Origin of the sequence: Vibrio sp. SCSIO 43097, assembly GCF_023650755.1 — a bacterium.
Taxonomy (GTDB): Bacteria; Pseudomonadota; Gammaproteobacteria; order Enterobacterales; family Vibrionaceae; genus Vibrio; species Vibrio alginolyticus.
The window spans coordinates 2,572,658-2,597,572 of the sequence record NZ_CP071840.1 but is presented as its reverse complement, the minus strand read 5'-3'; the positions used below and the strand labels follow the sequence as shown (position 1 = coordinate 2,597,572).

Here is a 24,915-nt window from a genome sequence, read left to right as displayed (position 1 = left end):
TTTGATCTACGATTTGCCGCTGTTGCCGCCGTATGGATCAAAACCTTGCCTCTCGTTACAGTTTTCTGCCCCTATTGACCTCTTTTAATTGTTGATTGTTAATTCAAAGTATTGATTGATAAGCCTATTTTTGTTTTGGCATAACTATTGCTTTTACTCCGTGTACAGAGAGATTTTTTGGAGTAATTTATGGATCGCGCACTGTTTCTCGCAATGAGTGGCGCCAAGCAAAATATGCAGGCACTACAATTGCGCGCTAATAACTTGGCTAACGTAAGCACGACCGGATTTCGGGCTGATTTAGCACAGGCTCGCTCAATGCAGGCTTATGGTGAAGGCCATCCTTCACGTGTGTTCAGCATGACAGAGCGTCCAGGGCATAACTTTGCTCAAGGTAGCGTGATTACAACAGGGCGTGATCTGGATGTGACGATTGAAGGCAGCGGTTGGATATCGGTACTCGATCACACAGGGAAAGAAGGGTTGACCCGTAACGGCAACCTAAAAGTCGATCAAAATGGCATGCTTACCAACGCAAGTGGTCATTTGGTGCTGGGTGAAAACGACGCGCCGATTACTTTGCCTATTCCTCTCTCCAAAATTGAAATCGGTCGGGATGGCACCATCTCTGTACTTCCTCAAGGTGCCCCGGCAGAAGAATTCCAAGCGGTTGATCGCATTAAGCTTGTTAAGCCTAATGATCAAAGCTTGTTTAAAGACACCAATGGCTTATTTCGCCATAAAACTCCAAACCAACCTTACGAAGCAGACGCGACTGTTAGCCTCCAGACGGGAGCGATAGAAGGCAGTAACGTGAATGCCGTAGGTGAAATGACCGCATTGATTGACTTACAACGTCAGTTTGAAATGCAAGTCAAGATGATGAGCACAGCTGAAGAAATGGATAAATCTTCAGATTCACTGCTTCGTATGAGTTAACAGAGTTAGAGGTTCACTATGCATCCAGCACTATGGGTAAGTAAAACAGGTCTAGACGCCCAACAAACCAACATTGCCACGATTTCGAACAACTTGGCGAACGCCTCTACTGTCGGCTACAAAAAGAGCCGTGCAGTATTCGAAGATCTGTTCTATCAGAACATCAACCAGCCTGGCGGCCAGTCATCTCAGAACACGGAACTGCCAAGTGGCTTGATGCTAGGTGCGGGTTCTAAAGTGGTTGCGACGCAAAAAGTGCACACGCACGGCAATGCACAGACAACGACCAACGCACTGGACATGATGGTGGAAGGCGACGGCTTTTTTCAAGTGACATTGCCGGACGGCAACATCGGTTATACCCGTAACGGTCAGTTCACGCTAAATGGTGAAGGCACGTTAGTCACGTCGGGTTCTGGCTACCCTGTAGAGCCTGAAATTGTGATTCCAGAAGATGCGATTTCTATTACTGTCGGTACGGATGGTGAAGTGTCGGTTCGCGTCCGAGGGCAGCAAGATAACCAAGTCGTTGGTCAGTTAACCATTACAGATTTTGTTAACCCGGGTGGCCTAGAGCCAATTGGTCAGAACCTTTACTTACCAACGGGGGCCAGTGGCGATCCACAAGAGGGTGTTCCTGGTTTGGACGGTTTGGGGGAAATTCGTCAATCCATGCTGGAAGCGTCCAACGTGAATGTAACAGAAGAGTTGGTCAATATGATCGAAGCCCAGCGCGTTTACGAAATGAACTCAAAAGTGATCTCGTCAGTCGATAAGATGATGAGCTTCGTTAACCAGCAATTGTAACGATTAAGAGCAAGATTTGAGGAGCTCACGATGAAACGTATTTGCCTACTCGCTTTGATTGCTACGATGTCGGGCTGTGCCATGTTGGAACCGATTGAAACGGATGAAGTGACACAAGCAACCACTGTGGTCGACGCAGTAGAAGGTGATAAATCGAAAGAAGAGAGCAGCGGTATTGTAGATACTTTACGTGGTAGAAGCGATCCGGTTGCTGGCGACCCTGCTTGGGCTCCAATTCATCCGAAAAACAAACCTGAGCATTACGCTGCTGCAACAGGTTCGTTGTTTAGCGCCGAGCACATTACCGATCTCTACGACGATTCTAAACCACGTGGTATTGGCGACATTATTACCGTAACACTGGATGAGACAACCAGTGCGACGAAAAGCGCAAATGCCGATTTATCGAAAACCAATGAAGCGCAAATGGACCCGCTTCAAGTGGGCGGAGAAGAGCTGAAAATTGGCGGAAAATATAATTTCTCTTATGACTTAAACAACTCCAACTCATTTGCAGGTGACTCTTCTGCAAAGCAGAGCAACAGCATCAGTGGTTACATCACTGTTGAGGTGATCGAAGTACTGGCAAACGGCAACCTCGTGATCCGCGGTGAGAAGTGGATGACGCTAAATACGGGTGATGAGTACATACGTTTAAGTGGCACTATTCGTCCGGATGATATTAATTTCGACAACACCATTGCATCAAATCGCGTTTCTAACGCAAGAATTCAGTACTCTGGCACTGGTTTGCAACAAGATATGCAAGAGCCAGGCTTCTTGGCACGATTCTTTAATGTAGCGCTATAACACGCCGTGCTGACGGCAATTTGACTGCAAGAGATAAGTAAGCATGAAAAAACTCCTTTTAGTACTGATGAGCGTTGCTCTGTTTTCTACCGTAGCCCAAGCCGCACGTATCAAAGACGTCGCGCAAGTGGCAGGTGTACGAAGCAACCAACTCGTGGGTTATGGTTTGGTTTCAGGCTTACCTGGTACGGGTGAAGCGAACCCGTTTACAGAGCAAAGTTTCGCCGCCATGCTGCAAAACTTCGGCATTCAGATGCCGCCGGGCACAAAGCCAAAAATTAAAAACGTTGCCGCAGTCATGGTTACGGCCGAATTGCCGCCTTTCTCTAAACCGGGTCAGCAAGTGGACGTGACTGTCTCTTCCATCGGAAGTGCTAAAAGTTTGCGTGGTGGCACCTTGCTGCAAACGTTCCTCAAAGGTCTCGACGGTCAAGTTTACGCGGTTGCTCAAGGTAACTTAGTAGTGAGCGGCTTCAGTGCTGAAGGTGCTGACGGTTCAAAAATCGTAGGTAACAATCCAACCGTTGGTCTTATCTCTAGTGGTGCGACAGTAGAGCGCGAAATTCCAAACCCATTTGGTCGTGGCGATTACATCACGTTCAACTTGCTTGAGTCAGACTTCACAACGGCTCAACGTATGGCGGATGCGGTAAACAACTTCCTTGGCCCACAAATGGCGAGCGCTGTTGACGCGACATCAGTGCGCGTGCGTGCTCCTCGTGACGTCAGCCAGCGTGTTGCGTTCTTATCGGCAATCGAAAACCTAGAGTTCGACCCAGCAGATGGTGCAGCCAAAATCATCGTTAACTCACGAACGGGCACCATCGTAGTTGGTAAGCATGTGCGTCTTAAACCTGCAGCAGTAACGCATGGCGGCATGACGGTTGCGATCAAAGAAAACCTGAATGTTAGCCAACCTAACGGCTTTTCTGGTGGGCAAACCGTTGTCGTACCAGACTCGGATATCGAAGTCAGCGAAGAGCAGGGCAAGATGTTTAAGTTTGAGCCAGGCTTAACGTTGGATGATTTGGTCCGTGCAGTGAATCAAGTCGGCGCAGCGCCGTCGGATTTGATGGCTATCTTGCAAGCATTGAAACAAGCTGGTGCCATTGAAGGCCAGTTGATCATCATTTAATGGTTAGGAGGTAGGTATAATGAACAATCCTAACGACATTGGTTTTATTCATGACATCAGTTCGCTGGATACCTTGCGTCAAAAAGCAGTGAAGGAAGGTAAAGATGGCGAGCAAGAAGCACTGCGTGCAGCAGCTCGTCAGTTCGAATCTATTTTCACCTCCATGATGTTGAAATCCATGCGAGAAGCCAATGAGGGCTTTGAGTCCAACATGATGAACAGCCAAAACGAGAAGTTCTATCGACAAATGTTGGATGAACAGATGGCGAGTGAATTGAGTTCGTCTGGTTCAATGGGACTGGCCGATATGATTGTTAAGCAATTAACGGCTGGGCAAGGGAACGACAAAAAAGAAACGGCTATGCGTGATGCGGCAAACAATGCTGCGGAATATCGTCGTGTTGACCCGAAAAAAGCGCGCGAGATTGAACAGCGCTTGATTGAGTCTGGTCAGCTATCTCGACCAAGCAATGAACCCACTCGATTCGATTCACCAGAATCCTTTGTTAACTCGATGAAGCCATACGCGGAGAAAGCTGCGAAAGCCTTAGGTGTCGAGCCATCTCTGCTACTTGCGCAAGCCGCTTTGGAAACGGGGTGGGGACAAAAGGTCGTGAAGAACGCGCGTGGCAGCAGCAACAACTTATTTAATATCAAAGCAGATCGAAGCTGGCAGGGTGACAAAGTGACGACTCAAACTTTAGAGTTCCACGATAACACGCCAGTGAAAGAGACGGCAGCGTTTCGCTCCTACTCAAGTTACGAAGACAGCTTTAATGACTTTGTACGATTTTTGAATGACAACCCACGTTACGAGACAGCATTGCAGAAACGCGGGAATTCAGAGTTGTTTATTCGCGGTATCCACAGTGCGGGTTACGCGACCGATCCGAATTACGCAGATAAAGTCCTGCAGGTGAAGGATAAAATCGAAAGTATGTAATGTCTCTGCGACAATTTATGACGTTCTCGAAGGCTTGCCATAGTGCAAGCCTTCACTTTATCTGAACATCTACGCCTTTCTATCACTTGGCACATCTTTTGCTTTTAATGTGTCTAGGTGATCGGTTTTGCCGATTTATATTTCGTTTTCGGGGGCATGTATGGCGTCAGATCTTCTGAATGTAGGTACTCAAAGTGTGCTTACTGCTCAGAGACAATTAAACACCACTGGTCATAACATTTCTAATGTTAATACAGAGGGTTATAGCCGTCAGTCTGTTATCCAAGGCACGAATGATCCGCGCATGTTTGGTGGTTCTACCTACGGCATGGGTGTGCATGTGGAAAATGTTCGCCGCTCGTGGGATCAGTTTGCCGTGAATGAACTGAACCTGTCGTCGACCAACAATGCCAACAAAACGGATACCCAAGACAATCTTGATATGCTCTCTAGCATGTTGAGTTCAGTGGCATCGAAGAAAATTCCCGAGAACCTGAATGAGTGGTTCGATGCGGTAAAAACCATGGCAGATACCCCGAACGATTTAGGGGCACGAAAAGTGGTATTGGAAAAGGCGAAAATCTTCTCTGATACATTAAATGATTTCCACGAAACCGTTCGACTGCAATCTGATGTCACCAATAAAAAATTGGATATGGGCATTGAGCGCGTTAACCAACTTGCGTTGGAAATTCGCGATATTCATCGACTGATGATGCGCACCCCTGGCCCACATAATGACCTGATGGATCAGCATGAAAAGCTGGTTACTGAGCTGTCAGAGTACACCAAAGTTACCGTAACCCCACGCAAAAATGCGGAAGGGTTTAATGTTCATATCGGCAATGGACACACTCTTGTTTCTGGCACGGAAGCAAGCCAGCTCAAAATGATCGATGGCTATCCGGATGTTCATCAAAGACGATTAGCAATGGTGGAAGGGAATGGCATTAAAGCGATCAAGTCTGATGATATGGATGGCAAAATCGGCGCTTTACTTGAAATGCGCGACAAACACATCCCACAACTGCAAGATGAAATGGGCCGTTTAGCGACGGGTTTTTCCTACAAAATTAATCAGCTGCAATCTCAAGGTCTGGATCTCAACGGTAAGATAGGTAAAGACGTATTTACCGACGCGAACTCTGAGCTGGTAGCAAAATCTCGAGTTTTTGCTGCGCCTGACTCCCAAGCTGATGTTGCGGTTTACATTGAGGATATTTCCGAGATCAAAGGTGGTGAATATTCGCTGCGTTATGATGGCGATCAATACAGCGTGACAACACCGAAAGGTGAGCAAATGTCGTTGAACATCGACCGTTCGGATTCGTCATTTGTTCTGGATGGTATGAAAGTGCAAATTGGTGAAGGCCTTGCCGCCGGTGAGCGCGTATTGCTCCGCCCAACGAGAAGTGGTGCAGCCATCATAAAGATGGAAACCAATGACGCAAAAGCTATTGCCGCACAAAGTTATGAAGCCTCAACCACTTTTGCACAAGGTAACGCCAAGTTTAAAATTCGTGAGGCGGGGGATGTTAAAGAGTTTGAGGTTACCGTACAACCAGCCGACGAGAAGCATGATAAGCCGTGGTTAAAGATCACGGATAACAAGGGTAATTTACTATCGGACAAATACTCATACCCGTTAGATAAAGATAACCCGATGATTGAAATCTCAGTGCCGAAAAGCCATCCGCTGTATAAAAACGGCGATGCAACCGTGTTTGAGTTGAGCGAAGGCGCTCTGATGAATGATAAATTCACCGCAAACTTGGTGCCTTCTGAAGGTGGTAACGGCAACTTGAGAAAAATGCAGAAGATCCAAACAGACAAGATGATGGATGGAAAATCCAGTACCTTGATCGATGTTTATCATAACCTCAATACTGAAGTTGGACTGAAATCTTCTACAGCAAACCGTTTAGCCTCTGTCGCTCGTTTAGAGCATGAAGCGGCGCAAGAGCGCGTTGCTTCTATTTCTGGTGTTAACCTCGATGAAGAAGCGGCCAACATGATGAAGTTTCAACAAGCGTACATGGCTTCATCACGTGTGATGCAAGCGGCGAATGATACCTTCAATACCATTTTACAACTGAGGTAAGGAGAAGAGATAAGTGCTAACCCGAATTTCTAGTTTCCATAACTATCAGTCCGTACAAAATGATCTGCGTCGTCAAGAGAATAAGGTTCACCACAACCAAGAGCAGCTTGCTTCAGGGAAAAAGTTACTGAAACCTAGTGACGACCCCCTCGCTGCGCATTACATCCAAAACATTAGTCAGCAACAAGAACAGCTACAACAATATCTTAGCTCGATAGTGTTGGTGCGTAATCGTCTAGAAAACCACGAAGTTAATATCGCCAATGCGGAGAATTTTGCCGACGAGTCGAAGCGCTTAACGATGGAGATGATTAACGGTGCGTTTTCTGCGGAAGACCGACAAGCAAAGAAGCGTGAGCTAGAAGAGATTGCGAACAACTTCCTTAACTTGGTGAACTCGCAAGATGAATCTGGTAACTACGTGTTTGCTGGCACTAAGCCAAAAAGCCAACCATTTTATCGCGATAAAGACGGTAGCGTGCAATACGCTGGGGACGATTATCAGCGCAAAATGAAAGTCTCCAGCATGCTTGAGATGCCAATGAACGATCCTGGCAGCAAGCTGTTTATGGAGATACCAAACCCATTTGGCGACTATCAGCCGAATTACGATCTACAAAATGGCTCTGAGCTGTTGCTAAACAAAGCTACTAACGTTGACGCTAAGGATGATGCGGCGTATCGCGTGACATTTGTCGATATGAATAACGGCAAATTTGGTTACCAATTAGAGCGTAACGGCAAAGTAGTGGATGCCGATGAGTTTTCTCCAGAGAAAGGGATTGAATACAAAGGCCTGAAAGTGCACGTAAAAGGCCAAATTACGCCTGGTGACAGCATTGAGATCGAAAAGCGGGCAGAGTTCAGCATTTTCGATACCTTCAAGGATGCAATGGCATGGTCAGACAAATCGGTTTCGGATACGTCGGCGACCGCCAAATTGCACCAAATGACAGAAGAATTCCACGCTGCTTTTATCCATTTGAATAAAGCGCGTACAGATGCCGGTGCTCGATTGAGTACGCTGGATATCCAAGAGCAAAATCATGAAGACTTTAATTTGTCTCTGGCAAAAGCGAAGAGCAACTTTGAGGACTTGGATTACTCCAAAGCCGTGATCGAGTTCAGTGAAAACTCGCGAGCGTTACAGGCATCGCAACAAGCATTCGGTAAGACCAAAGATCTAACGTTGTTTAACTACATCTAGTATGACACTCATACACATTGTCTGATTTTGATGCCTTATGTGCAAAGCCTTAAGCGCGATAAGTCGACGTAACCTGAGAGTCTGAGATGTCATGCGGCACGATTTTACCCAAAGCGGCAATGATGCGGGAGGCAAGTCGGGCGGCAACAGGGCAGCGTTCAATACCCTTGGGCTAAGATGAGTCTGACAAACCGGAAATAGCTTAATGATAAAGCTAACTTATTGTTTATTTGATTCTTTTAAAAGTAGTTAAATAATTCACGCAAGTTGGCACACAAATTGTATTGAAAATATCAGAACAGATTTAGAGATTCTAAACCCTGCGTTTAAGGCAGATTTAGCAAGTAACTTTTACGGTCAGTGCTTATCCAAATGAGAGTAAAGCTGGCCGCTTCGCAAAAGCTTGCGAACTCAACAGGAGAGCAAAATGGCTGTAACAGTTAGTACTAACGTCTCCGCGATGACCGCGCAGCGTTACCTAAACAAAGCGACTGATGAATTAAACACGTCGATGGAGCGCTTATCTTCAGGACATAAGATTAACAGTGCAAAAGATGATGCGGCAGGTCTACAGATCTCTAACCGCTTAACTGCACAGTCTCGTGGCCTAGATGTCGCAATGCGTAACGCGAACGATGGTATCTCGATTGCACAAACCGCTGAAGGTGCGATGAATGAGGCAACCTCTGTCATGCAACGAATGCGTGACCTTGCGATTCAATCATCGAACGGTACTAACTCTCCGGCTGAGCGTCAGGCGATCAACGAAGAGTCAATGGCATTGATTGACGAGCTAAACCGTATTGCAGAAACCACTTCATTTGGTGGTCGTCGTCTATTGAACGGCTCATTCGGTGAAGCAGCATTCCAGATTGGTGCGAGCTCAGGTGAAGCCATGATCATGGGACTCACCAGCATTCGTGCGGACGATACTCGCATGGGCGGTGTGACCTTCTTATCTGAGAACGGTAAAGATAAAAACTGGAGCGTTGACCCAGCTAAATCTGACTTGAAGATCACGCTACCAGGTATGGGTGAAGACGAAGACGGCAATGTTGATGATCTAGAAATCAACATTAATGCTAAAGCGGGCGACGACATCGAAGAGCTTGCCACTTACATTAATGGTCAGTCTGATATGATTAATGCGTCTGTAAGTGAAGATGGCAAGTTGCAAGTTTTTGTCGCGCATCCAAACGTTCAGGGTGAGATTTCTATTTCTGGTGGATTAGCATCTGAGCTTGGCCTGAGTGATGAACCTATCAGAACGTCAGTACAAGATATTGATATGACCACGGTACAAGGTTCTCAAAACGCGATTTCTGTGCTGGATTCGGCACTGAAATACGTAGACTCGCAACGTGCAGACTTAGGTGCGAAGCAAAACCGTCTGAGTCACAGCATCAACAACTTGGCAAACATCCAAGAAAACGTTGACGCATCGAACAGCCGAATTAAAGATACAGATTTTGCGAAAGAAACCACGCAAATGACCAAAGCACAAATTTTGCAACAAGCAGGTACATCGATTCTTGCTCAAGCGAAACAGTTGCCAAACTCTGCAATGTCACTATTGCAGTAGTTTACTTAGCCTGTACTCAATACATTCAGACGTGGATGGGAATGCAGGCTTTTGGCAAGCAGCTTTACAATAGAATGAGCGGCTCTCTCATCTCTCACCTGCCAATCATTTTCAATGTAAAGTTGCACTCGGTATGCCGGAAATGTGTTCATTTCTCTTGATCTCCACATAGGCTCTGGCGACCAACCTAGCCCCAGTTCTCTCAAAGGAAAAGGGGCTTTTTCTTTTCTAATCTTCACGTCTATCGTCTGCGAACTTACCTTTAATTGTTTCCTTTTGCTGGTTTTCTATACAATTTAGCCCTCTCGGCTCGATTTGTGGAAACTTGAGCACTTTTTCTTACTTTTCTTCAATTTTATTAGCTAAATCTCGCAATGTTATTTTTTTAAACTTTTTTCTAAAGCTTCTGAATTTGGTGTCGTTAATAGAGGTAACTTTGAGAGAACTACTTGGTTTTCCGAGACGTCGGAAACCGCTACACCGGAAAATCAATTGGAGAAATCACCATGGCAGTGAATGTAAACACTAACGTATCAGCGATGACCGCTCAGCGTTACCTAAACAACGCAAACTCAGCTCAACAAACTTCTATGGAGCGTTTGTCTTCGGGTTTCAAAATCAACAGCGCAAAAGATGACGCTGCGGGTCTACAAATCTCGAACCGTTTGAACGTACAAAGCCGTGGTTTGGATGTAGCGGTTCGCAACGCGAACGACGGTATCTCGATTGCACAAACTGCTGAAGGTGCAATGAATGAGACCACTAACATTCTTCAACGTATGCGTGACTTGTCTCTGCAATCAGCAAACGGTTCAAACTCGAAAGCAGAGCGTGTTGCGATTCAAGAAGAAGTGACCGCACTCAACGACGAACTAAACCGCATCGCAGAAACAACCTCTTTCGGTGGTAACAAGCTGCTAAACGGTACCCACGGCGCGAAATCGTTCCAAATCGGTGCGGATAACGGCGAAGCGGTAATGCTTGAGCTAAAAGACATGCGCTCAGACAACAAAATGATGGGCGGTGTAAGCTACCAAGCAGAAAGCGGTAAAGGTAAAGACTGGAACGTTGCTGAAGGTAAGAACGACCTAAAAATCAACCTAACGGACAGCTACGGCCAAGAGCAAGAAATCAACATCAGCGCAAAAGCGGGTGACGATATCGAAGAGCTTGCGACTTACATTAACGGCCAAACTGACCTAGTGAAAGCCTCAGTAGACCAAGACGGTAAACTGCAAATCTTCGCTGGCAACAACAAAGTTGAGGGCGAGGTCGAGTTTTCAGGCGGTCTATCTGGTGAACTAGGCTTAGGCGAAGGCAAAAAAGTAACAGTAGATACTATCGACGTAACCTCAGTTGGTGGCGCACAAGAATCTGTTGCTATCATCGATGCGGCACTGAAATACGTAGACAGCCACCGCGCAGAGCTAGGTGCATTCCAGAACCGTTTCAACCACGCAATCAGCAACTTGGACAACATTAACGAGAACGTGAATGCGTCGAAGAGCCGTATCAAAGATACAGATTTCGCGAAAGAAACGACGGCAATGACCAAATCACAAATTCTATCGCAAGCGTCAAGCTCAATCCTTGCGCAAGCGAAACAAGCGCCTAACTCAGCGCTAAGTCTGCTAGGTTAATCAATTTAACAAAGCAAGAAACCAAAGCCAGGCTCATCCCTGGCTTTTTGCTTATTGGCTATAACGATTCAGATGTGTCCTGACAGTATGTTCGATAAGGCATTCATATCGATTAGATGATCTCTTTAAATTCCAATGTTTCTGCGATGGTGGCGCAGAGACACCTGAGTCAAGCAGCTGCGCAAAATGTTGAGTCACAACGCAACCTAACTTCGGGGTTTCGAATCAACTCGGCGAGCGATGATGCGGCAGGTTTACAGATATCGAATACTCTCCATGTACAAACGAGAGGGCTTGATGTCGCCTTAAGAAATGCGCACGACGCTTTTTCTGTTGCTCAAACAGCGGAGGGAGCATTGCACGAAAGCAGTGACATATTGCAACGCTTACGCTCTCTGGGGCTTCAAGCAGCAAACGGCAGTTATGACTCAAGTGATCGGCAAAGTATTCAATATGAGGTCGTAGCGCTGCAAGATGAGCTTGATCGTGTCGCGATCACGACAACATTTGCGGATAAAAACCTGTTTGATGGATCTTACGGTTCACAAAGTTTCCATATTGGCGCGAACGCTAATTCAATCTCTTTGACGTTACGTAACATGCGTAGCCATATCCCAGAGATGGGAGGGCAGCATTATGTTGGTGATGCGGTCGATAAAGATTGGCGAGTCACTAAAGATAACCAAACCCTAAAAGTCGAATACCAAGACAGTAAAGGGCAAACCCAAACGGAATCCATTGGACTCAAATTGGGTGACCGTATAGAACAGGTCGCCACTTACATCAATGCTCAACAATCGATAGTGAATGCTTCAGTAACGGAAAACAACGAACTGCAATTCTTCGCTTCTACGATGAAGGCGCCAGAGGGTGTGGTTCTCGATGGGAGTTTAGCGGATGAGCTTGATGTGAGCGCTGGTCAATTAGTCACAATGGATGACATCGATATGTCGACGGCAGGTAAGGCGCAGCTTTCAATTGGGGTGATTGATGCAGCAATTAAGTATGTTGATTCGCACCGGAGTGAAATTGGCAGCTTTCAGAACCGTGTAAACGGCTCGATGGATAACTTAAATACTGTGAATCGGAGTGTTACAGAATCCAAGAGTCGAATAAGAGATACAGACTTCGCAAGAGAATCTACGGAAATGGTGCGTTCTCAAGTGCTCCAAGATGCGACAACTGCGTTATTGGCTCAGGCAAAGCAAAGGCCGAGTTCGGCACTTGGTCTACTCAGTTGAATCCGGTAAGAAAGTATAAACTTCAGGTAATAAAAAACGCTGCCAATGGCAGCGTTTTTTCGTGTTCGGCTAAGTAAAAATTACTTAGTTACACGTAGAACTGGAGTTTCACCAACAGTCACAGAACCAGAAAGCTTGTTCAGCTCTTTGATTTCGTCCATGTTAGAGATAACAACTGGAGTTAGCGTTGACTTCGCTTTCTCTTCTAGAAGAGCTAGATCGAATTCAATAACAGTGTCGCCAGCTTTAACAGTTTGACCTTCTTCAGCGATACGCGTGAAGCCTTCGCCTTTTAGTTCAACTGTGTCGATACCGAAGTGAACGAAAAGCTCAACACCGTCGTCAGACTCGATAGAGAATGCGTGGTTAGTTTCGAAGATCTTACCGATAGTACCGTTTACAGGAGCTACCATTTTGTTGCCTGCTGGCTTGATAGCAATACCGTCACCAACGATTTTCTCAGCGAAAACAACATCTGGCACGTCTTCGATGTTTACAATCTCACCAGAAAGTGGCGCGATGATTTCGATAGCACCAGCGTCAGCGCTGTCATCAGATACAAGCTTCTTAAGTTTGTCAAACAGACCCATTGTGTCATGCTCCTAAGGTTTGGTTTTATTCTGTCGAATTATAGTATACCAATATAGCTCATTAGACGACTTTTTTCGCCGTCTAATGGCCATTAAGTATTGAATTACTTGGTACTACCGATTACTGAGCTTTCTCAGCAATAAACTTTTCTACCACGGCTTCGATTTCTTCTGCTGTTGGTAGAGAAAGGGCTTCTTCAGCCATTGCTTTCACTTCTGCGAAGTTAGAGTTACGAACTACTTTCTTCACTTTAGGGATTGAAATGCCGCTCATTGAGAACTCGTCCAGACCCATACCTAGAAGTAGAAGTGTTGCACGCTCGTCACCTGCAAGTTCACCACACATACCAGTCCATTTACCTTCTGCGTGAGAAGCGTCGATAACTTGCTTGATCACTGTAAGTACAGCTGGTGATAGTGGGTTGTATAGGTGAGAAATCATCTCGTTACCACGGTCAACCGCTAGCGTGTACTGAGTTAGGTCGTTTGTGCCGATAGAGAAGAAAGACACTTCCTTCGCTAAGTGGTGTGCGATCGCAGCAGCAGCAGGAGTTTCAACCATAACACCGATTTCGATGTTTTCGTCGAACGCGTGGCCTTCAGCGCGTAGCTCTTCTTTGTACTCTTCGATCGCTTTCTTAAGCTCACGGATTTCTTCGACAGAGATGATCATTGGGAACATGATACGCAGTTTGCCGTGTGCAGAAGCACGTAGAATGCCACGTAGCTGATCACGAAGGATCTCACGACGATCTAGACTGATACGTACAGCGCGCCAGCCTAGGAATGGGTTCATCTCTTTTGGAAGATCCATGTATGGGAGATCTTTATCGCCGCCGATATCCATAGTACGGATGATCACAGCTTGACCGTTCATTGCTTCCGCAACTTCTTTGTACGCTTGGTACTGTTCTTCTTCAGTTGGTAGCGCAGTACGGTCCATAAATAGGAATTCAGTACGGTACAGACCAACACCTTCACCGCCGTTACGAAGGATACCGTCACAGTCTTTCACTGTACCGATGTTACCGCAAACTTCTACACGGTGACCGTCAGTCGTTTCTGCGTGTAGGTCTTTCAGTTTCGCTAGCTCTTCTTTTTCAGCTAGGAATGCTGCTTTAACCGCTTTCGCTTCTTCTAGCTCAGCTTCTGATGGGTTAACAACAATCTTGTTGTTCATTGCGTCAAGAATCAGCATGTCGCCATTCTTAACTTTCTTCGTGATGTCGTTAGTACCAACGATAGCTGGAAGCTCAAGTGAGCGAGCCATGATTGAAGTGTGAGATGTACGACCACCGATGTCACAAGCAAAACCAAGCACGTAGTCTAGGTTAATTTGTGCAGTTTCAGATGGCGTTAGGTCGTAAGCAACAAGAATTACTTCTTCGTTGATATCGCTAAGCGAAACAATGTTGATGCCTAGTGCGTTCTTAACAAAACGAGAACCGATATCGCGGATGTCAGTTGCACGCTCTTTTAAGTATTCGTCGTCTAGAGACTCAAGAGCACATGCTTGCTCTTCGATCACTGAGTGGATAGCGTGATCAGCAGTCATCTTGTCGTTTTTGATAAGTGCTAGGATTTCCTCTTCTAGCTCTTCGTCTTCAAGAAGCATGATGTGACCTTCAAAGATCGCTTCTTTTTCTTCGCCAAACGTTTCAAGCGCTTTTTGCTTGATAGTTTCTAGCTGAGCTGCAGATTTGTTACGAGCGTCAAAGAAACGCTGAACTTCAGCTTCTACTTGATCGTCAGAAATAGTGTTTGTGTTTAGGACAATTTCATCTTCTTGAAGTAGTAGTGCTTTACCGATTGCAATACCAGGAGATGCTAGGATGCCTGAAATCATAGCCTTACCTTAAGTTTGGTCAACTTTATAAAACGGGAGAATAATGGGTGCGCTAACGAATAGTTTTAGCTTAGTTTTGAGCCTATTTCCAACAAAGCCATTTTGCTTTCACAAAATGGCTTCTGGAGTAGGAGACCGGATTAGTGTAGTTGGTCCATTAGAGCAACTAGGTGGTCAACTGCTTGCTGAGCTTGTGGGCCTTCAGCAGAAATAGTAACTTGAGTACCTTTTACTAGGCCTAGTGTTTGTAGTTTGAACAGGCTCTTAGCGCTAGCGCTTTTACCGTTAGAAGTCACAGTGATGTCTGCGTCGAATGCTTTTGCTTCTTTAACAAACTGTGCAGCTGGACGAGTGTGAAGGCCGTTTTCTGCTGTGATTTCTACTTGCTTCTCGTACATGTGATATACCCCAATAAATGTATTTTTTTGTTAGTTTGTGACCAGATTTTAGCTTAACTGCTTTACATCTTGTGCGCTAGCACGGGAAGAGTTCAAAGCGCGTCAGTTCTGATACTAGTCAAAAGTTTGGTAACTACGCAACTGTTTGCGTGCGTAATCACTTTGAAACCTTTTTGTGTTCTGCTTCTTTATTTTGAAGCTAGAAATAAAACACCCTGATATTACCAAAGGTAGGGCAGGGATCAACAAAAAAGCCCCTAAACGGGGCTTTTTTAAACTAAAAATTGATTTGAACACATATTATTGTTGGTTCTCTTTTTCGGTAAAGATACCTGCAAAGAGTGCTGTACTTAGGTAACGCTCACCGGAACTTGGCAAGACAGTTACAATTGTTTTTCCTTCAAATTCAGGTAGTTCCGCAAGTCGGTTCGCTGCAACAACCGCTGCGCCAGATGAGATACCAGCTAGGATACCTTCCTCTTCCATTAGGCGACGAGCCATCTCAATCGCTTCTTCTGAGGTAACTTGCTCAACACGGTCAATAATGTCTAAATCGAGGTTACCAGGGATGAAACCAGCACCGATACCTTGAATTTTGTGTGGGGCAGGTTGGATTTCTTCGCCAGCAAGTGCTTGTGCAATAACCGGAGACTCTGCTGGCTCAACTGCAACAGAAGTGATGGCTTTGCCTTTTTCACCTTTGATGTAACGGCTTGTACCTGTGATAGTACCGCCCGTACCAACACCAGCAACGAATACGTCGATTTCACCGTCTGTCGCTTCCCAAATCTCAGGGCCCGTAGTCTTTTCGTGGATTTCTGGGTTCGCTGGGTTGTCAAATTGTTGAAGAAGTAGGTACTTCTCAGGGTTGCTTGCTACGATTTCTTCTGCTTTAGCAATCGCCCCTTTCATGCCTTTCGCCGCTTCAGTCAGCTCAAGGTTCGCGCCTAGTGCTTTTAGTAGCTTACGGCGTTCTAGGCTCATTGATTCAGGCATGGTCAATGTTAGCTTGTAACCGCGAGCAGCCGCTACGAATGCTAGAGCAACACCTGTGTTGCCACTGGTAGGTTCTACAAGCTCTACACCTGGCTTAAGAAGGCCCGCTTTCTCTGCTTCCCAAATCATGTTTGCACCGATACGGCACTTAACACTGAAGCTAGGGTTACGCGCTTCAATTTTCGCGAGAACTTTGCCTTTACTTACTTTGTTTAGACGAACGAGAGGTGTATTACCAATAGTAAGAGAGTTATCTTCGTAGATTTTGCTCATAGTGATGTTCCTTCATTACACGTTGTGTGAATATGGATAGAAGAATATGCGGTATGAAAAAAAGGGAAAAGGATTAAAAAGTTATATCTTATTAGGTTGGCCCAGAACTTGATAAAAGAAAAGGGAAAAGCTGACGCTGATCCCTTTCCTTAATCTCTAATCGACTATCGTTGGTGCTTAAACTCCGCGACCCACATAGCGGTTGCACCACATATTGCTACAGGCATGACAATGAGGTTCAAAATTGGGATCGTCGTAAATACAGACACCAATACCCCAAAGCCATAGGCCTTACCTTGCTTTTGTTTCAATTTGTAACGCATGTCGTTAAATGGGATTTTGTGGTTATCAAACGGGTAGTCACAATATTGAATCGCGAGCATCCAGGCGGTAAAGATAAACCATAAAAATGGGCCTACTGTTTGTCCAAGGGCAGGGATGAGCAATAACAGGAATAGGCCTATTGCTTTAGGTAAAATGTAAAGGAGCTTTCTCCACTCACGAGCTAAAACGCGAGGAACATCTTTCAGGACGGCAGTGAAACCATCATCATTTACTTTTTGTCCCGTTAAGTACTCTTCCACTTTTTCAGCCAAGAGGCCATTGAATGGCGCGGCGATAAAGTTCGCGAGCGTGCTGAAAAAATAGGAGAAGGTAGCGAGTATCGTCAGAGCGAGTAAAGGCCAAAGAATGTAAGTTAACCAGGATAAAAACTCAGGCAGCTGCCCAATCCAGCCTTCTATCCATATATTAAGGTTTGAAAATAGATAGAAGATGGCACCACCTACAAGCAAGATATTTGCAAGTAGAGGTAAGATGACAAAGCGCCTGATTTTAGGGGCAAGTGCCAATTGTATCCCGTATAGAAAATAACCGAACCCGGTTCTCTGCTGATTGTTTTGCTTCATGTCTATTTTGGCTTCGTGTAAATGAAAACTCATTGTACCTGTGAGGACTTTTCTTTCAATGCCCTGACAAATGACGTCTTGTTAAGTGGAATCGTGGCAAGAATCACAACAAAAAACGGAACTTCTTGCATTAAGTTGTTCTAAATCTACATATAGTTTTGGTAAAGTAAACGTATCATTCAGATTTATTGCACTTGGGTTGCTGCTCAAGGAACTGCGAGTAGTAAAAACAAGTATATTGAGAGTAAATAATGCAGGAATTGCGATTCGTACTCATTGTTGTTGGCGCATTAGCCATCGCGGCATTACTGTTTCATGGTTTATGGAGCAGTAAAAAAGAAGGCAAAGCAAAGTTTGGTAACAAGCCACTTGGTAAGCTGGATGTTAACCAAGAAGACAAAAATGATCTTGTTGAGAAAGAACGAGACTTCGCTCCCGCTCCTGAAGATGACTTTGAGATCATTCGCAAAGATCGCAAAGAACCAGATTTTGGGATGGCGAATTCTTTCGACAACAAGTTTGAATCTGACCCGTTATTCGGTGGCCCATCTGAAGTCAAACAGACGCAGCAGGAGCCGGATGACATCCCTTCATTTGGTGCAGAAAAAGATAAAGAAGAGGACGTTGAGCCTGTTGTTCAAGCAACAGTAGCTGAAGAGCCATTCCAGCCCGCTGTGGAAGAAGACGCTATTCCCGCCGCGTTTGATATTACGGAGAAAGAACAGCAAGTCGAAACGGTTAGTGAGCCTGTCGTTGCAGAGCCTAAGGAAGAGCCAAAGCTAGAACCTGAAATGCAAGTGATTGTATTGAATGTGCACTGTGCGGGTGAAGAGCCATTTGTTGGTACTGCTTTATTTGAAAGTATGCAACAAAACGGTCTAATTTATGGCGAGATGGATATTTTCCACCGTCATGTCGACTTGTCCGGTAACGGCAAAGTGCTGTTTAGCGTCGCTAATATGATGCACCCTGGTACGTTTGAACATGCTGATCCTGCTGAGTTTACAACGAAGGGTATTTCATTCTTCATGACATTGCCTTGTTATGGCGAGGCTGAACAGAACTTCAACTTAATGCTCCGAACTGCGCAGCAAATTGCTGATGATTTAGGTGGTAACGTACTTGATGACCAGCGCAACTTAATGACGCCAGATCGTTTAGCATCTTATCGACGTCAAATAGTTGAGTTTAATGCCGCTAACGCATAATCTTAACTGCAAATAATAATAGGGCTCCGGATGGAGCCCTTTTTCTTGGATTTCCCAACCTCACCGATTGAAAATACACGGGGCTTTACTATGTCTGAATCAGTACTTCAGCGACTAGAAGAACTAAAAGAGTCGTTGCATTACCACGCTGTGCGTTACTACGTGGAAGATAACCCAGAGATCCCTGATGCCGAGTACGACCGTTTAATGCGAGAGTTACTGGATATTGAAGCTGAGAACCCTGACTTAATAACCGTAGACTCGCCAAGCCAACGTGTCGGTGGGCAACCTCTCTCTGCGTTTAGCCAAGTGACACATGAAGTACCGATGCTTTCGCTTGATAACGCGTTTGATGATAGTGAACTCGATAGTTTCCACAAGCGCGCACAAGAGCGCGTGGGCAGCCAGAGTGTGAAAGAATACTGTTGTGAGCCTAAATTGGATGGACTCGCCGTAAGTTTGTTATATGAGAATGGCGTTTTAGTTCAGGCGGCCACTCGAGGCGATGGTACTACGGGTGAAAACATCACAGAGAATGTGCGTACGATTAAAGCTATTCCTTTAAAACTCAGAGGTAATGACTGGCCAAATCGTCTTGAAGTTCGTGGTGAAGTCTTTATGCCGAAAGCTGGGTTTGAAAAGCTCAATGAATTAGCAAGGAAGAAAGGCGAGAAAATCTTTGTTAATCCACGTAACGCTGCGGCAGGTAGCTTACGACAATTGGATTCACGTATTACGGCTTCTCGTCCGCTTAGCTTCTATGCATACAGTGTAGGCGTGGTGCAAGGTGCAGAATTGGCAGCAAGTCATTACGAACGCTTTTTGCAAATCAAATCTTGGGGACTGCCAATGTGTCCGGAAACTAAGCGAGTTGAAAGCTTGGCGGATGTAAAAGCTTACTACCAAGATATATTGCAGCGTCGTGATGCCCTCCCTTATGAGATCGATGGTGTCGTTATTAAAATTGACGATATTGCCGTGCAAGAGCGTCTGGGGTTTGTTGCTCGCGCTCCACGTTGGGCGATTGCCTACAAATTCCCAGCACAGGAAGAAATGACGACACTGAATGAAGTGGAGTTCCAAGTCGGTCGCACTGGTGCGATTACACCTGTTGCTAAACTAGAGCCTGTATTTGTTGGCGGGGTAACGGTAAGTAATGCGACGCTTCATAACGCAGATGAGATAGAACGTCTGCAAGTCAAGATTGGTGATCACGTTGTGATCCGCCGTGCTGGCGATGTTATTCCCCAAGTCGTATCTGTCATCAAAGAGCGTCGACCAGAAACAGCTCGAGATATTGTTTTCCCAACTCAGTGTCCTGTTTGTGGTTCGCATGTTGAGCGGATCGAAGGAGAAGCGGTAACACGTTGTATGGGGGGCTTAGTTTGCCAAGCCCAACGCAAACAAGCGCTAAAACACTTTGTTTCTCGTAAAGCGTTAGACGTTGACGGTTTAGGCGATAAAGTGATCGAGCAGCTTGTTGATCGTGAGATGGTGAAAACTCCTGCTGACTTATTTAAGTTATCTGCGGGGATTTTAACCGTACTAGATCGCATGGGGCCAAAGTCTGCGCAAAATATTGTGAATGCGTTAGAAAAATCCAAAGAAACAACTTTACCTCGGTTTTTGTATTCACTGGGGATCCGTGAAGTTGGCGAGGCAACCGCAGCAAACTTAGCAATGCACTTTAAAACGTTGGGAGCGATCCAAAATGCTACCGAAGAGCAGTTGATTGAAGTGCAAGACATCGGTGCTGTGGTTGCTCAACATATTACGACTTTCTTTAGTGAAGAACAGAACCAAGCGGTGGTTAAAGATTTGCTTGAACAAGGAATTCATTGGCCAGAGATTAATACTACTGAGCAGGTGGGGGAATTACCATTAGAAGGTAAAACAGTAGTATTAACGGGAACACTTTCTCAACTGGGGCGTACAGAAGCCAAAGAAGCCCTCCAAGCACTGGGGGCTAAAGTGACGGGTAGTGTTTCTAAGAAAACCGATATTTTGTTTGCTGGTGAAAATGCAGGTTCGAAGCTCGCAAAGGCACAAGAACTGGGTATCGAAATTAAAACAGAACAAGACTTACTCGAACTGATGAATTAAGTCTTCTCAAAAAAGCTAAAAAATAACTAAAAGCCCCGTATGGTAAGCATGCGGGGCTTTTTATTGTTCATAATTAAGTGTTTTTTTATTGAGTAATTGGTGCCTTTGTTCTTTTCAGTGATCAAGATCGAACCTTGGGTTATTGGTTTTTTTGGCTTTTTTAGTCTGCGAGTGACTTCAAGTTGATACTTTTAAGTTCAATTTAAGTGTTTGATTTTAAATAATAATTTATTGTGTTGTTTTGATGTTGTTAAAAATAAGATCTGGATCAATAAGTTATATGGAACTTTGGAGTGGCTCATATTTTTTTAGAAAAAAAATAAGTTCCATTTGGATGTTTTTAGCTGCGAAGTTAGTCTTAATCACGTGGATACACGGTGTGTATGCAGGAACTAAAAAAAGCCAAATTAGAAATAATGAGGTTTGATCAGGAATTTACTTCTCTCCTTCGGCGGCCAACTAAAGGTGAGATAGAAAAATACAGCTATATCCATTTTTAGGAGTTTTTCCATGGACAAATTTTTTAAGGTTTCAGCGTTAACCGCAGCAATGTTTGGTGTTGTTGCTGTCGCTCCAGCTACAGCGTCTACTGAAAGTGCAGCAGGTGGCGAGTACGTAGAGAAAGTGAACGAATTTATGCAAGACTCAAGTCTAAATGCATTATTCATAGTTGATACTCGTTCACGAACTCGTACAACAGGTAAGCCCGGCGGTGAAAATGGTGACCGTTGGAGTCGTCTAAACTACTCTTCTTACAACGCAATTTTAGACTTCACTTCTGGCTACCACGATGGTTGGGTGGGCGCAGATGTTGCGGCTTACTACTCTGGCGATCTTTACAACGATAGTCTTTACAATTCAAACGAAGGCTACCTATGTAACGAAATCTCAACTTGTAACAACCTAGACTGGGGTGCAGGTGATGGTCAGCAGCTTAAAGTTTACAAAGCAGCGCTGAAATTCAAAGCAAACGAAAACTTTAATGCTCGTTTCGGTATGTTACAGGCTGGTGGTAACGGTACAATCGGTAACGTTTGGAGCTTTGTACCTGGTACTTACCGTGGTTTCGAACTGAACGCTAAACTTGGTGATTTCAACCTAAGCTACTTTGGCGCAGACCAATTTACAGCACCTTGGCTGCTTCACGAAGATGATTACGCACCAGCGCTTTGGTCTGACACGTCATGGAGCTACCTACACTCTCTAGGTCTAAATGGTAACCTAACTGACAGCCTGTTTATGCAACTTGGCCTAGGCCAAGCAACTGGCGTTCAATATGCAAATGGTGTTGACTGGGGTGCAGGTCAAGTGACTAGCTACCACAACGAGACTGATAACACATCTTACAAAGCGTATTTGAAGTACACAGTGAGCGATCGTACAACTCTAGCATTTGATTTCTACGGTGTTGATGACGATGTGAAATACGATGGTCTAGGTTTCCACACTGGTCTGTCTTTGAACCAATCTTTCGGCAAGCTAGCTTGGATGTCTGAGTTGCGCTACACAGACACAGATAACCGTGCGGACTTCGTTCCTCGTACTATTCATACATATGGTATGAACAATGGTACTTGGTCTCAGTGGTGGGATGCGCTATCTGACTGGAACAAAGCGGGTGAGCTAGCATGGTACAACCGTCTATCTTACAACCAAGGTAACGGCTGGAACTACTACCTAGGCTTTGGTTACGGTACTGGCGCTGACTCTGCAGCAAGCGGAGCATCAGGTGACTGGGATTACGAAAGCGAATACGCAGTTAACGCAACAGTATCTTACTCACTACAAAGTGGCGCGCTTAAAGGTTCTACCATTCGTTTACACGGTACAATCCTAGAACGTGATGAGTACGCAGGTGCAGGCGATGCGGATGAGACAGACTTACGTCTACAAGTTCTTATCCCTTACAGCTTCCACTAATACTTAGTGAAATAATAAAAGGAGCCGCTAGGCTCCTTTTCTATTTCACTTCTCGGCCGTCGTATATTTTGCAATATAACGGTGGCAACATATGTACATTACCGTTTGGCAACTCACACTTTATCTCTGGGCCTAACGTACGACCACCGGATGCACCATTAGCATGAGTGGTTAACGGAATTATGGCAAAAGATATTACTAATAGACCAGATAAAAATCTCATAATCATCACCTTAATATAAACTTTAAATATCTACGTACTTGTATAAACCGTGACTACGCAGAAAGGCAAGGTTGAATAGGGCTCTTATATCAAACTAAGCTCTTACTTCTTTACTATTCCCATTCCCCACCTCTAAATCGACACATTTCACTTGGAATATTCGTAACGTCGCCACTTGGCATCTTACATTCGACTATAGGTCCCAAATTAGTTGTACCGCCGTTTCCGTTGTTGTAGGCAAAGGAAGAAAAAGAAAAAATACCGCACAACATTAAAAAGAGAAGTTTATTCATAGTACATCCTCTTACTTACCAAATAAAAAGCACTCAACTTAAATGCTTATGCGTTAAGTATGTATCCGAGGATAAAAAGATCAAAAAATAATTCAATAAAGTTTTATTTTTTAAAATAAATTTAGAGCAATAATTTACCTAGATATATTTCTATCTTATTGATTGTCGTGTGTTGAATAATTAAATGATAGGGAATGCGAGGTAGGGTATTAATAATATTACTACTACTTATTTTTTTCTCGATTTTAATTAAGGTAATGAAAAGAAAGCAGTTGTTTAGATTAAAGTAATGGCGCATGATTTGCCCCATTACTTTGGCATAAATTAATTAGAACCAGGCTCAATGATTAAAATAATACCTTCCACATCGGTGATTCTTACGCGGGTACCGGCTGGAAGTGCTTGATCCGATTGTGCGGACCATGTGGTATCGGCTACCTTGATGCGATTGAGCCCGACGGAAAAGTCTTCTTCAAGGATAAGAGTACGCCCAATTAACTGCTTGTACTTTTGGTTCAGATCTCTTTCTTGGTCTTCTTGCTTGTCTTTAGACCATTGTCGTCGCCACCAAAGCCAGGTGGTGATTAAGCTGAAGCTTGCAAAGCAAAGCCATTGCAATTGCCAGCTCATTGGCAAAACGGTCATGATGGCTCCAACGATAAGTGCAGACATCCCGAGCCAGAGAAAATACCCTGCGGTACCAAGTAGCTCAACTGCTAAAAGAGCAAAGCCAAACGCTAGCCAATGCCAGAAAGAGATACCTTCCAACAAACTAAAAAAGTCCATAAATTATTCTTTATCTTGCTGTTTAAACATTTCTGCTATCCCTGCAACCGAGCCCATTAGTCCGGTTGCTTCTAATGGAAGCATAATGATTTTACCATTTTCGGCTTGACCAATGCTCTTGATCGCTTCGGTATAACCCTGTGCAATGAAGTAATTGACGGCTTGCATGTCACCTTTTGCAATGGCTTCGGAAACCATGTAAGTCGCTTTTGCTTCTGCTTGCGCGGCACGCTCACGTGCTTCTGCATGGAGAATAGCAGACTGCTTTTCGCCTTCAGCTTTTAATATCTCTGATTGTTTATGACCTTCGGCCTTTAATATCTCAGCTTGGCGAACCCCTTCTGCTTCAAGAATTTCCGCACGCTTATTACGCTCGGCTTTCATTTGCGCATTCATTGCAGCGGTCAGATCGGCTGGTGGCTGGACATCTTTAATCTCAATTCGTGTGACTTTTACGCCCCAAGGGTTTGTTGCTTGGTCAACAATCGCCAACAGCTTAGAGTTGATCATGTCGCGTTGGCTCAGCATTTCGTCCAGTTCCATTGAACCTAAAACGGTACGAATGTTCGTAAGGGTCAAGTTTCTAATAGCGTGTTCTAAGTCGTTGACTTCATAAGCCGCTTTTGCAGCATCGATCACTTGAACAAATCCGACAGCGTCAATAACCACGTTAGCGTTATCTTTTGAAATGACCTCTTGCGCAGGAATATCGAGAACGCGCTCCATCATGTTTACTTTTTGACCAACTTTATCAACGAATGGAATGATCAAGTTTAAACCCGGCTTTAATGTGTGGGTGTAGCGTCCGAAGCGTTCAACTGTCCAGTTGTTTCCTTGCGGAACCGTTTTAATGGCTGAAGATAAGATAACGACAGCAAGAACGACGAAAATACCGATGGTGATCAGTGAATCAATTGGCATGAGTTATTCCCTTAAGTGCATAATATTCGATCCATTTTTACCTAT

Annotated in this window: 21 protein-coding genes; 13 read left to right on the top strand and 8 right to left on the bottom strand. The window is 44.8% G+C overall.

The window, feature by feature from the left end; genetic code table 11:
- The first annotated feature begins 189 nt into the window (after positions 1-189).
- From flgF to J4N40_RS12500, 10 genes are all read left to right on the top strand, one after another.
- Positions 190-939: a flagellar basal-body rod protein FlgF gene (flgF, locus tag J4N40_RS12545; RefSeq protein ID WP_005382031.1), complete on the top strand. Its 750-nt coding sequence runs from the start codon at positions 190-192 to the stop codon at positions 937-939.
- Between the two features lie 18 nt (positions 940-957).
- The gene (gene flgG / locus J4N40_RS12540) at positions 958-1,746 is read left to right on the top strand and encodes a flagellar basal-body rod protein FlgG (RefSeq protein ID WP_005382032.1); all 789 of its coding nucleotides are present in this window, start codon (positions 958-960) and stop codon (positions 1,744-1,746) included.
- 30 nt (positions 1,747-1,776) lie between these two features.
- Entirely contained in the window at positions 1,777-2,556 is a 780-nt protein-coding gene (gene flgH / locus J4N40_RS12535; RefSeq protein ID WP_017634834.1) for a flagellar basal body L-ring protein FlgH, read from the top strand.
- Between the two features lie 43 nt (positions 2,557-2,599).
- A complete protein-coding gene (locus J4N40_RS12530; protein ID WP_005393118.1) occupies positions 2,600-3,691 on the top strand; it encodes a flagellar basal body P-ring protein FlgI in 1,092 nt (363 codons plus the stop codon).
- Positions 3,692-3,707: 16 nt separating this feature from the next.
- Positions 3,708-4,634, top strand: coding sequence for a flagellar assembly peptidoglycan hydrolase FlgJ (gene flgJ / locus J4N40_RS12525; protein WP_115385802.1), 927 nt, complete (start codon positions 3,708-3,710; stop codon positions 4,632-4,634).
- 160 nt (positions 4,635-4,794) lie between these two features.
- Entirely contained in the window at positions 4,795-6,735 is a 1,941-nt protein-coding gene (gene flgK, locus J4N40_RS12520) for a flagellar hook-associated protein FlgK (RefSeq protein ID WP_250654269.1), read from the top strand.
- 13 nt (positions 6,736-6,748) lie between these two features.
- Positions 6,749-7,942 (top strand): flagellar hook-associated protein FlgL, encoded by a 1,194-nt coding sequence (flgL, locus tag J4N40_RS12515; RefSeq protein WP_005382037.1) that lies wholly within the window; start codon positions 6,749-6,751, stop codon positions 7,940-7,942.
- A gap of 427 nt (positions 7,943-8,369) precedes the next feature.
- Positions 8,370-9,524 (top strand): flagellin, encoded by a 1,155-nt coding sequence (locus tag J4N40_RS12510; RefSeq protein ID WP_005382038.1) that lies wholly within the window; start codon positions 8,370-8,372, stop codon positions 9,522-9,524.
- Between the two features lie 506 nt (positions 9,525-10,030).
- Positions 10,031-11,164 (top strand): flagellin, encoded by a 1,134-nt coding sequence (locus J4N40_RS12505; RefSeq protein ID WP_005380447.1) that lies wholly within the window; start codon positions 10,031-10,033, stop codon positions 11,162-11,164.
- Between the two features lie 116 nt (positions 11,165-11,280).
- Positions 11,281-12,405 (top strand): flagellin, encoded by a 1,125-nt coding sequence (locus J4N40_RS12500; protein WP_005382040.1) that lies wholly within the window; start codon positions 11,281-11,283, stop codon positions 12,403-12,405.
- 80 nt (positions 12,406-12,485) lie between these two features.
- Here the strand turns inward: J4N40_RS12500 and crr are convergent, their stop codons facing one another.
- The 5 genes from crr to cysZ all read right to left on the bottom strand — a co-directional run bounded on the left by crr (position 12,486) and on the right by cysZ (position 17,416).
- Positions 12,486-12,995, bottom strand: a complete 510-nt coding sequence (gene crr / locus J4N40_RS12495; protein WP_005382041.1) for a PTS glucose transporter subunit IIA — start codon at positions 12,993-12,995, stop codon at positions 12,486-12,488.
- 121 nt (positions 12,996-13,116) lie between these two features.
- Positions 13,117-14,841, bottom strand: a complete 1,725-nt coding sequence (ptsI, locus tag J4N40_RS12490) for a phosphoenolpyruvate-protein phosphotransferase PtsI (RefSeq protein WP_005389298.1) — start codon at positions 14,839-14,841, stop codon at positions 13,117-13,119.
- 140 nt (positions 14,842-14,981) lie between these two features.
- Positions 14,982-15,239 carry an HPr family phosphocarrier protein gene (locus J4N40_RS12485; RefSeq protein WP_005382043.1) on the bottom strand — a complete coding sequence of 86 codons (258 nt, stop codon included), beginning with the start codon at positions 15,237-15,239 and terminating at the stop codon, positions 14,982-14,984.
- A gap of 300 nt (positions 15,240-15,539) precedes the next feature.
- On the bottom strand, positions 15,540-16,508 hold the full coding sequence (gene cysK / locus J4N40_RS12480; protein WP_005382045.1) for a cysteine synthase A: 969 nt from the start codon (positions 16,506-16,508) through the stop codon (positions 15,540-15,542).
- A 164-nt stretch (positions 16,509-16,672) separates the two neighbouring features.
- A complete protein-coding gene (gene cysZ / locus J4N40_RS12475) occupies positions 16,673-17,416 on the bottom strand; it encodes a sulfate transporter CysZ (protein WP_025998633.1) in 744 nt (247 codons plus the stop codon).
- 251 nt (positions 17,417-17,667) lie between these two features.
- Between cysZ and zipA the strand changes: the two genes are divergently transcribed.
- From zipA to J4N40_RS12460, 3 genes are all read left to right on the top strand, one after another.
- A complete protein-coding gene (gene zipA / locus J4N40_RS12470; protein WP_115385804.1) occupies positions 17,668-18,624 on the top strand; it encodes a cell division protein ZipA in 957 nt (318 codons plus the stop codon).
- A 90-nt stretch (positions 18,625-18,714) separates the two neighbouring features.
- Positions 18,715-20,727 carry an NAD-dependent DNA ligase LigA gene (gene ligA / locus J4N40_RS12465; protein WP_017819968.1) on the top strand — a complete coding sequence of 671 codons (2,013 nt, stop codon included), beginning with the start codon at positions 18,715-18,717 and terminating at the stop codon, positions 20,725-20,727.
- A gap of 510 nt (positions 20,728-21,237) precedes the next feature.
- Positions 21,238-22,647, top strand: a complete 1,410-nt coding sequence (locus tag J4N40_RS12460) for an OprD family porin (RefSeq protein ID WP_005382055.1) — start codon at positions 21,238-21,240, stop codon at positions 22,645-22,647.
- A 40-nt stretch (positions 22,648-22,687) separates the two neighbouring features.
- On the opposite strand, the gene J4N40_RS12455 is transcribed toward J4N40_RS12460, so the two are convergent.
- The 3 genes from J4N40_RS12455 to J4N40_RS12445 form a co-directional block, all read right to left on the bottom strand.
- On the bottom strand, positions 22,688-22,870 hold the full coding sequence (locus J4N40_RS12455; RefSeq protein ID WP_021707681.1) for a hypothetical protein: 183 nt from the start codon (positions 22,868-22,870) through the stop codon (positions 22,688-22,690).
- 617 nt (positions 22,871-23,487) lie between these two features.
- Positions 23,488-23,949, bottom strand: coding sequence for an NfeD family protein (locus J4N40_RS12450; protein ID WP_250654268.1), 462 nt, complete (start codon positions 23,947-23,949; stop codon positions 23,488-23,490).
- A gap of 3 nt (positions 23,950-23,952) precedes the next feature.
- Complete coding sequence (locus tag J4N40_RS12445) at positions 23,953-24,870, bottom strand: SPFH domain-containing protein (protein WP_005382060.1); 918 nt, start codon at positions 24,868-24,870, stop codon at positions 23,953-23,955.
- Positions 24,871-24,915 lie beyond the last annotated feature (45 nt).

What these genes read in the sequence shown, in the direction of transcription:
- flgF (WP_005382031.1), top strand. Translation starts at nt 190, where the DNA reads ATGGATCGCGCACTGTTTCTCGCAATGAGTGGCGCCAAGCAAAATATG.
- J4N40_RS12455 (WP_021707681.1), bottom strand. Translation starts at nt 22,870, where the DNA reads ATGAGATTTTTATCTGGTCTATTAGTAATATCTTTTGCCATAATTCCG.
- ligA (WP_017819968.1), top strand. Translation starts at nt 18,715, where the DNA reads ATGTCTGAATCAGTACTTCAGCGACTAGAAGAACTAAAAGAGTCGTTG.
- zipA (WP_115385804.1), top strand. Translation starts at nt 17,668, where the DNA reads ATGCAGGAATTGCGATTCGTACTCATTGTTGTTGGCGCATTAGCCATC.
- flgH (WP_017634834.1), top strand. Translation starts at nt 1,777, where the DNA reads ATGAAACGTATTTGCCTACTCGCTTTGATTGCTACGATGTCGGGCTGT.
- J4N40_RS12485 (WP_005382043.1), bottom strand. Translation starts at nt 15,239, where the DNA reads ATGTACGAGAAGCAAGTAGAAATCACAGCAGAAAACGGCCTTCACACT.
- flgK (WP_250654269.1), top strand. Translation starts at nt 4,795, where the DNA reads ATGGCGTCAGATCTTCTGAATGTAGGTACTCAAAGTGTGCTTACTGCT.
- J4N40_RS12500 (WP_005382040.1), top strand. Translation starts at nt 11,281, where the DNA reads ATGATCTCTTTAAATTCCAATGTTTCTGCGATGGTGGCGCAGAGACAC.
- flgG (WP_005382032.1), top strand. Translation starts at nt 958, where the DNA reads ATGCATCCAGCACTATGGGTAAGTAAAACAGGTCTAGACGCCCAACAA.
- J4N40_RS12445 (WP_005382060.1), bottom strand. Translation starts at nt 24,870, where the DNA reads ATGCCAATTGATTCACTGATCACCATCGGTATTTTCGTCGTTCTTGCT.
- J4N40_RS12505 (WP_005380447.1), top strand. Translation starts at nt 10,031, where the DNA reads ATGGCAGTGAATGTAAACACTAACGTATCAGCGATGACCGCTCAGCGT.
- J4N40_RS12450 (WP_250654268.1), bottom strand. Translation starts at nt 23,949, where the DNA reads ATGGACTTTTTTAGTTTGTTGGAAGGTATCTCTTTCTGGCATTGGCTA.
- J4N40_RS12460 (WP_005382055.1), top strand. Translation starts at nt 21,238, where the DNA reads ATGGACAAATTTTTTAAGGTTTCAGCGTTAACCGCAGCAATGTTTGGT.
- J4N40_RS12510 (WP_005382038.1), top strand. Translation starts at nt 8,370, where the DNA reads ATGGCTGTAACAGTTAGTACTAACGTCTCCGCGATGACCGCGCAGCGT.
- J4N40_RS12530 (WP_005393118.1), top strand. Translation starts at nt 2,600, where the DNA reads ATGAAAAAACTCCTTTTAGTACTGATGAGCGTTGCTCTGTTTTCTACC.
- ptsI (WP_005389298.1), bottom strand. Translation starts at nt 14,841, where the DNA reads ATGATTTCAGGCATCCTAGCATCTCCTGGTATTGCAATCGGTAAAGCA.
- cysZ (WP_025998633.1), bottom strand. Translation starts at nt 17,416, where the DNA reads ATGAAGCAAAACAATCAGCAGAGAACCGGGTTCGGTTATTTTCTATAC.
- crr (WP_005382041.1), bottom strand. Translation starts at nt 12,995, where the DNA reads ATGGGTCTGTTTGACAAACTTAAGAAGCTTGTATCTGATGACAGCGCT.
- cysK (WP_005382045.1), bottom strand. Translation starts at nt 16,508, where the DNA reads ATGAGCAAAATCTACGAAGATAACTCTCTTACTATTGGTAATACACCT.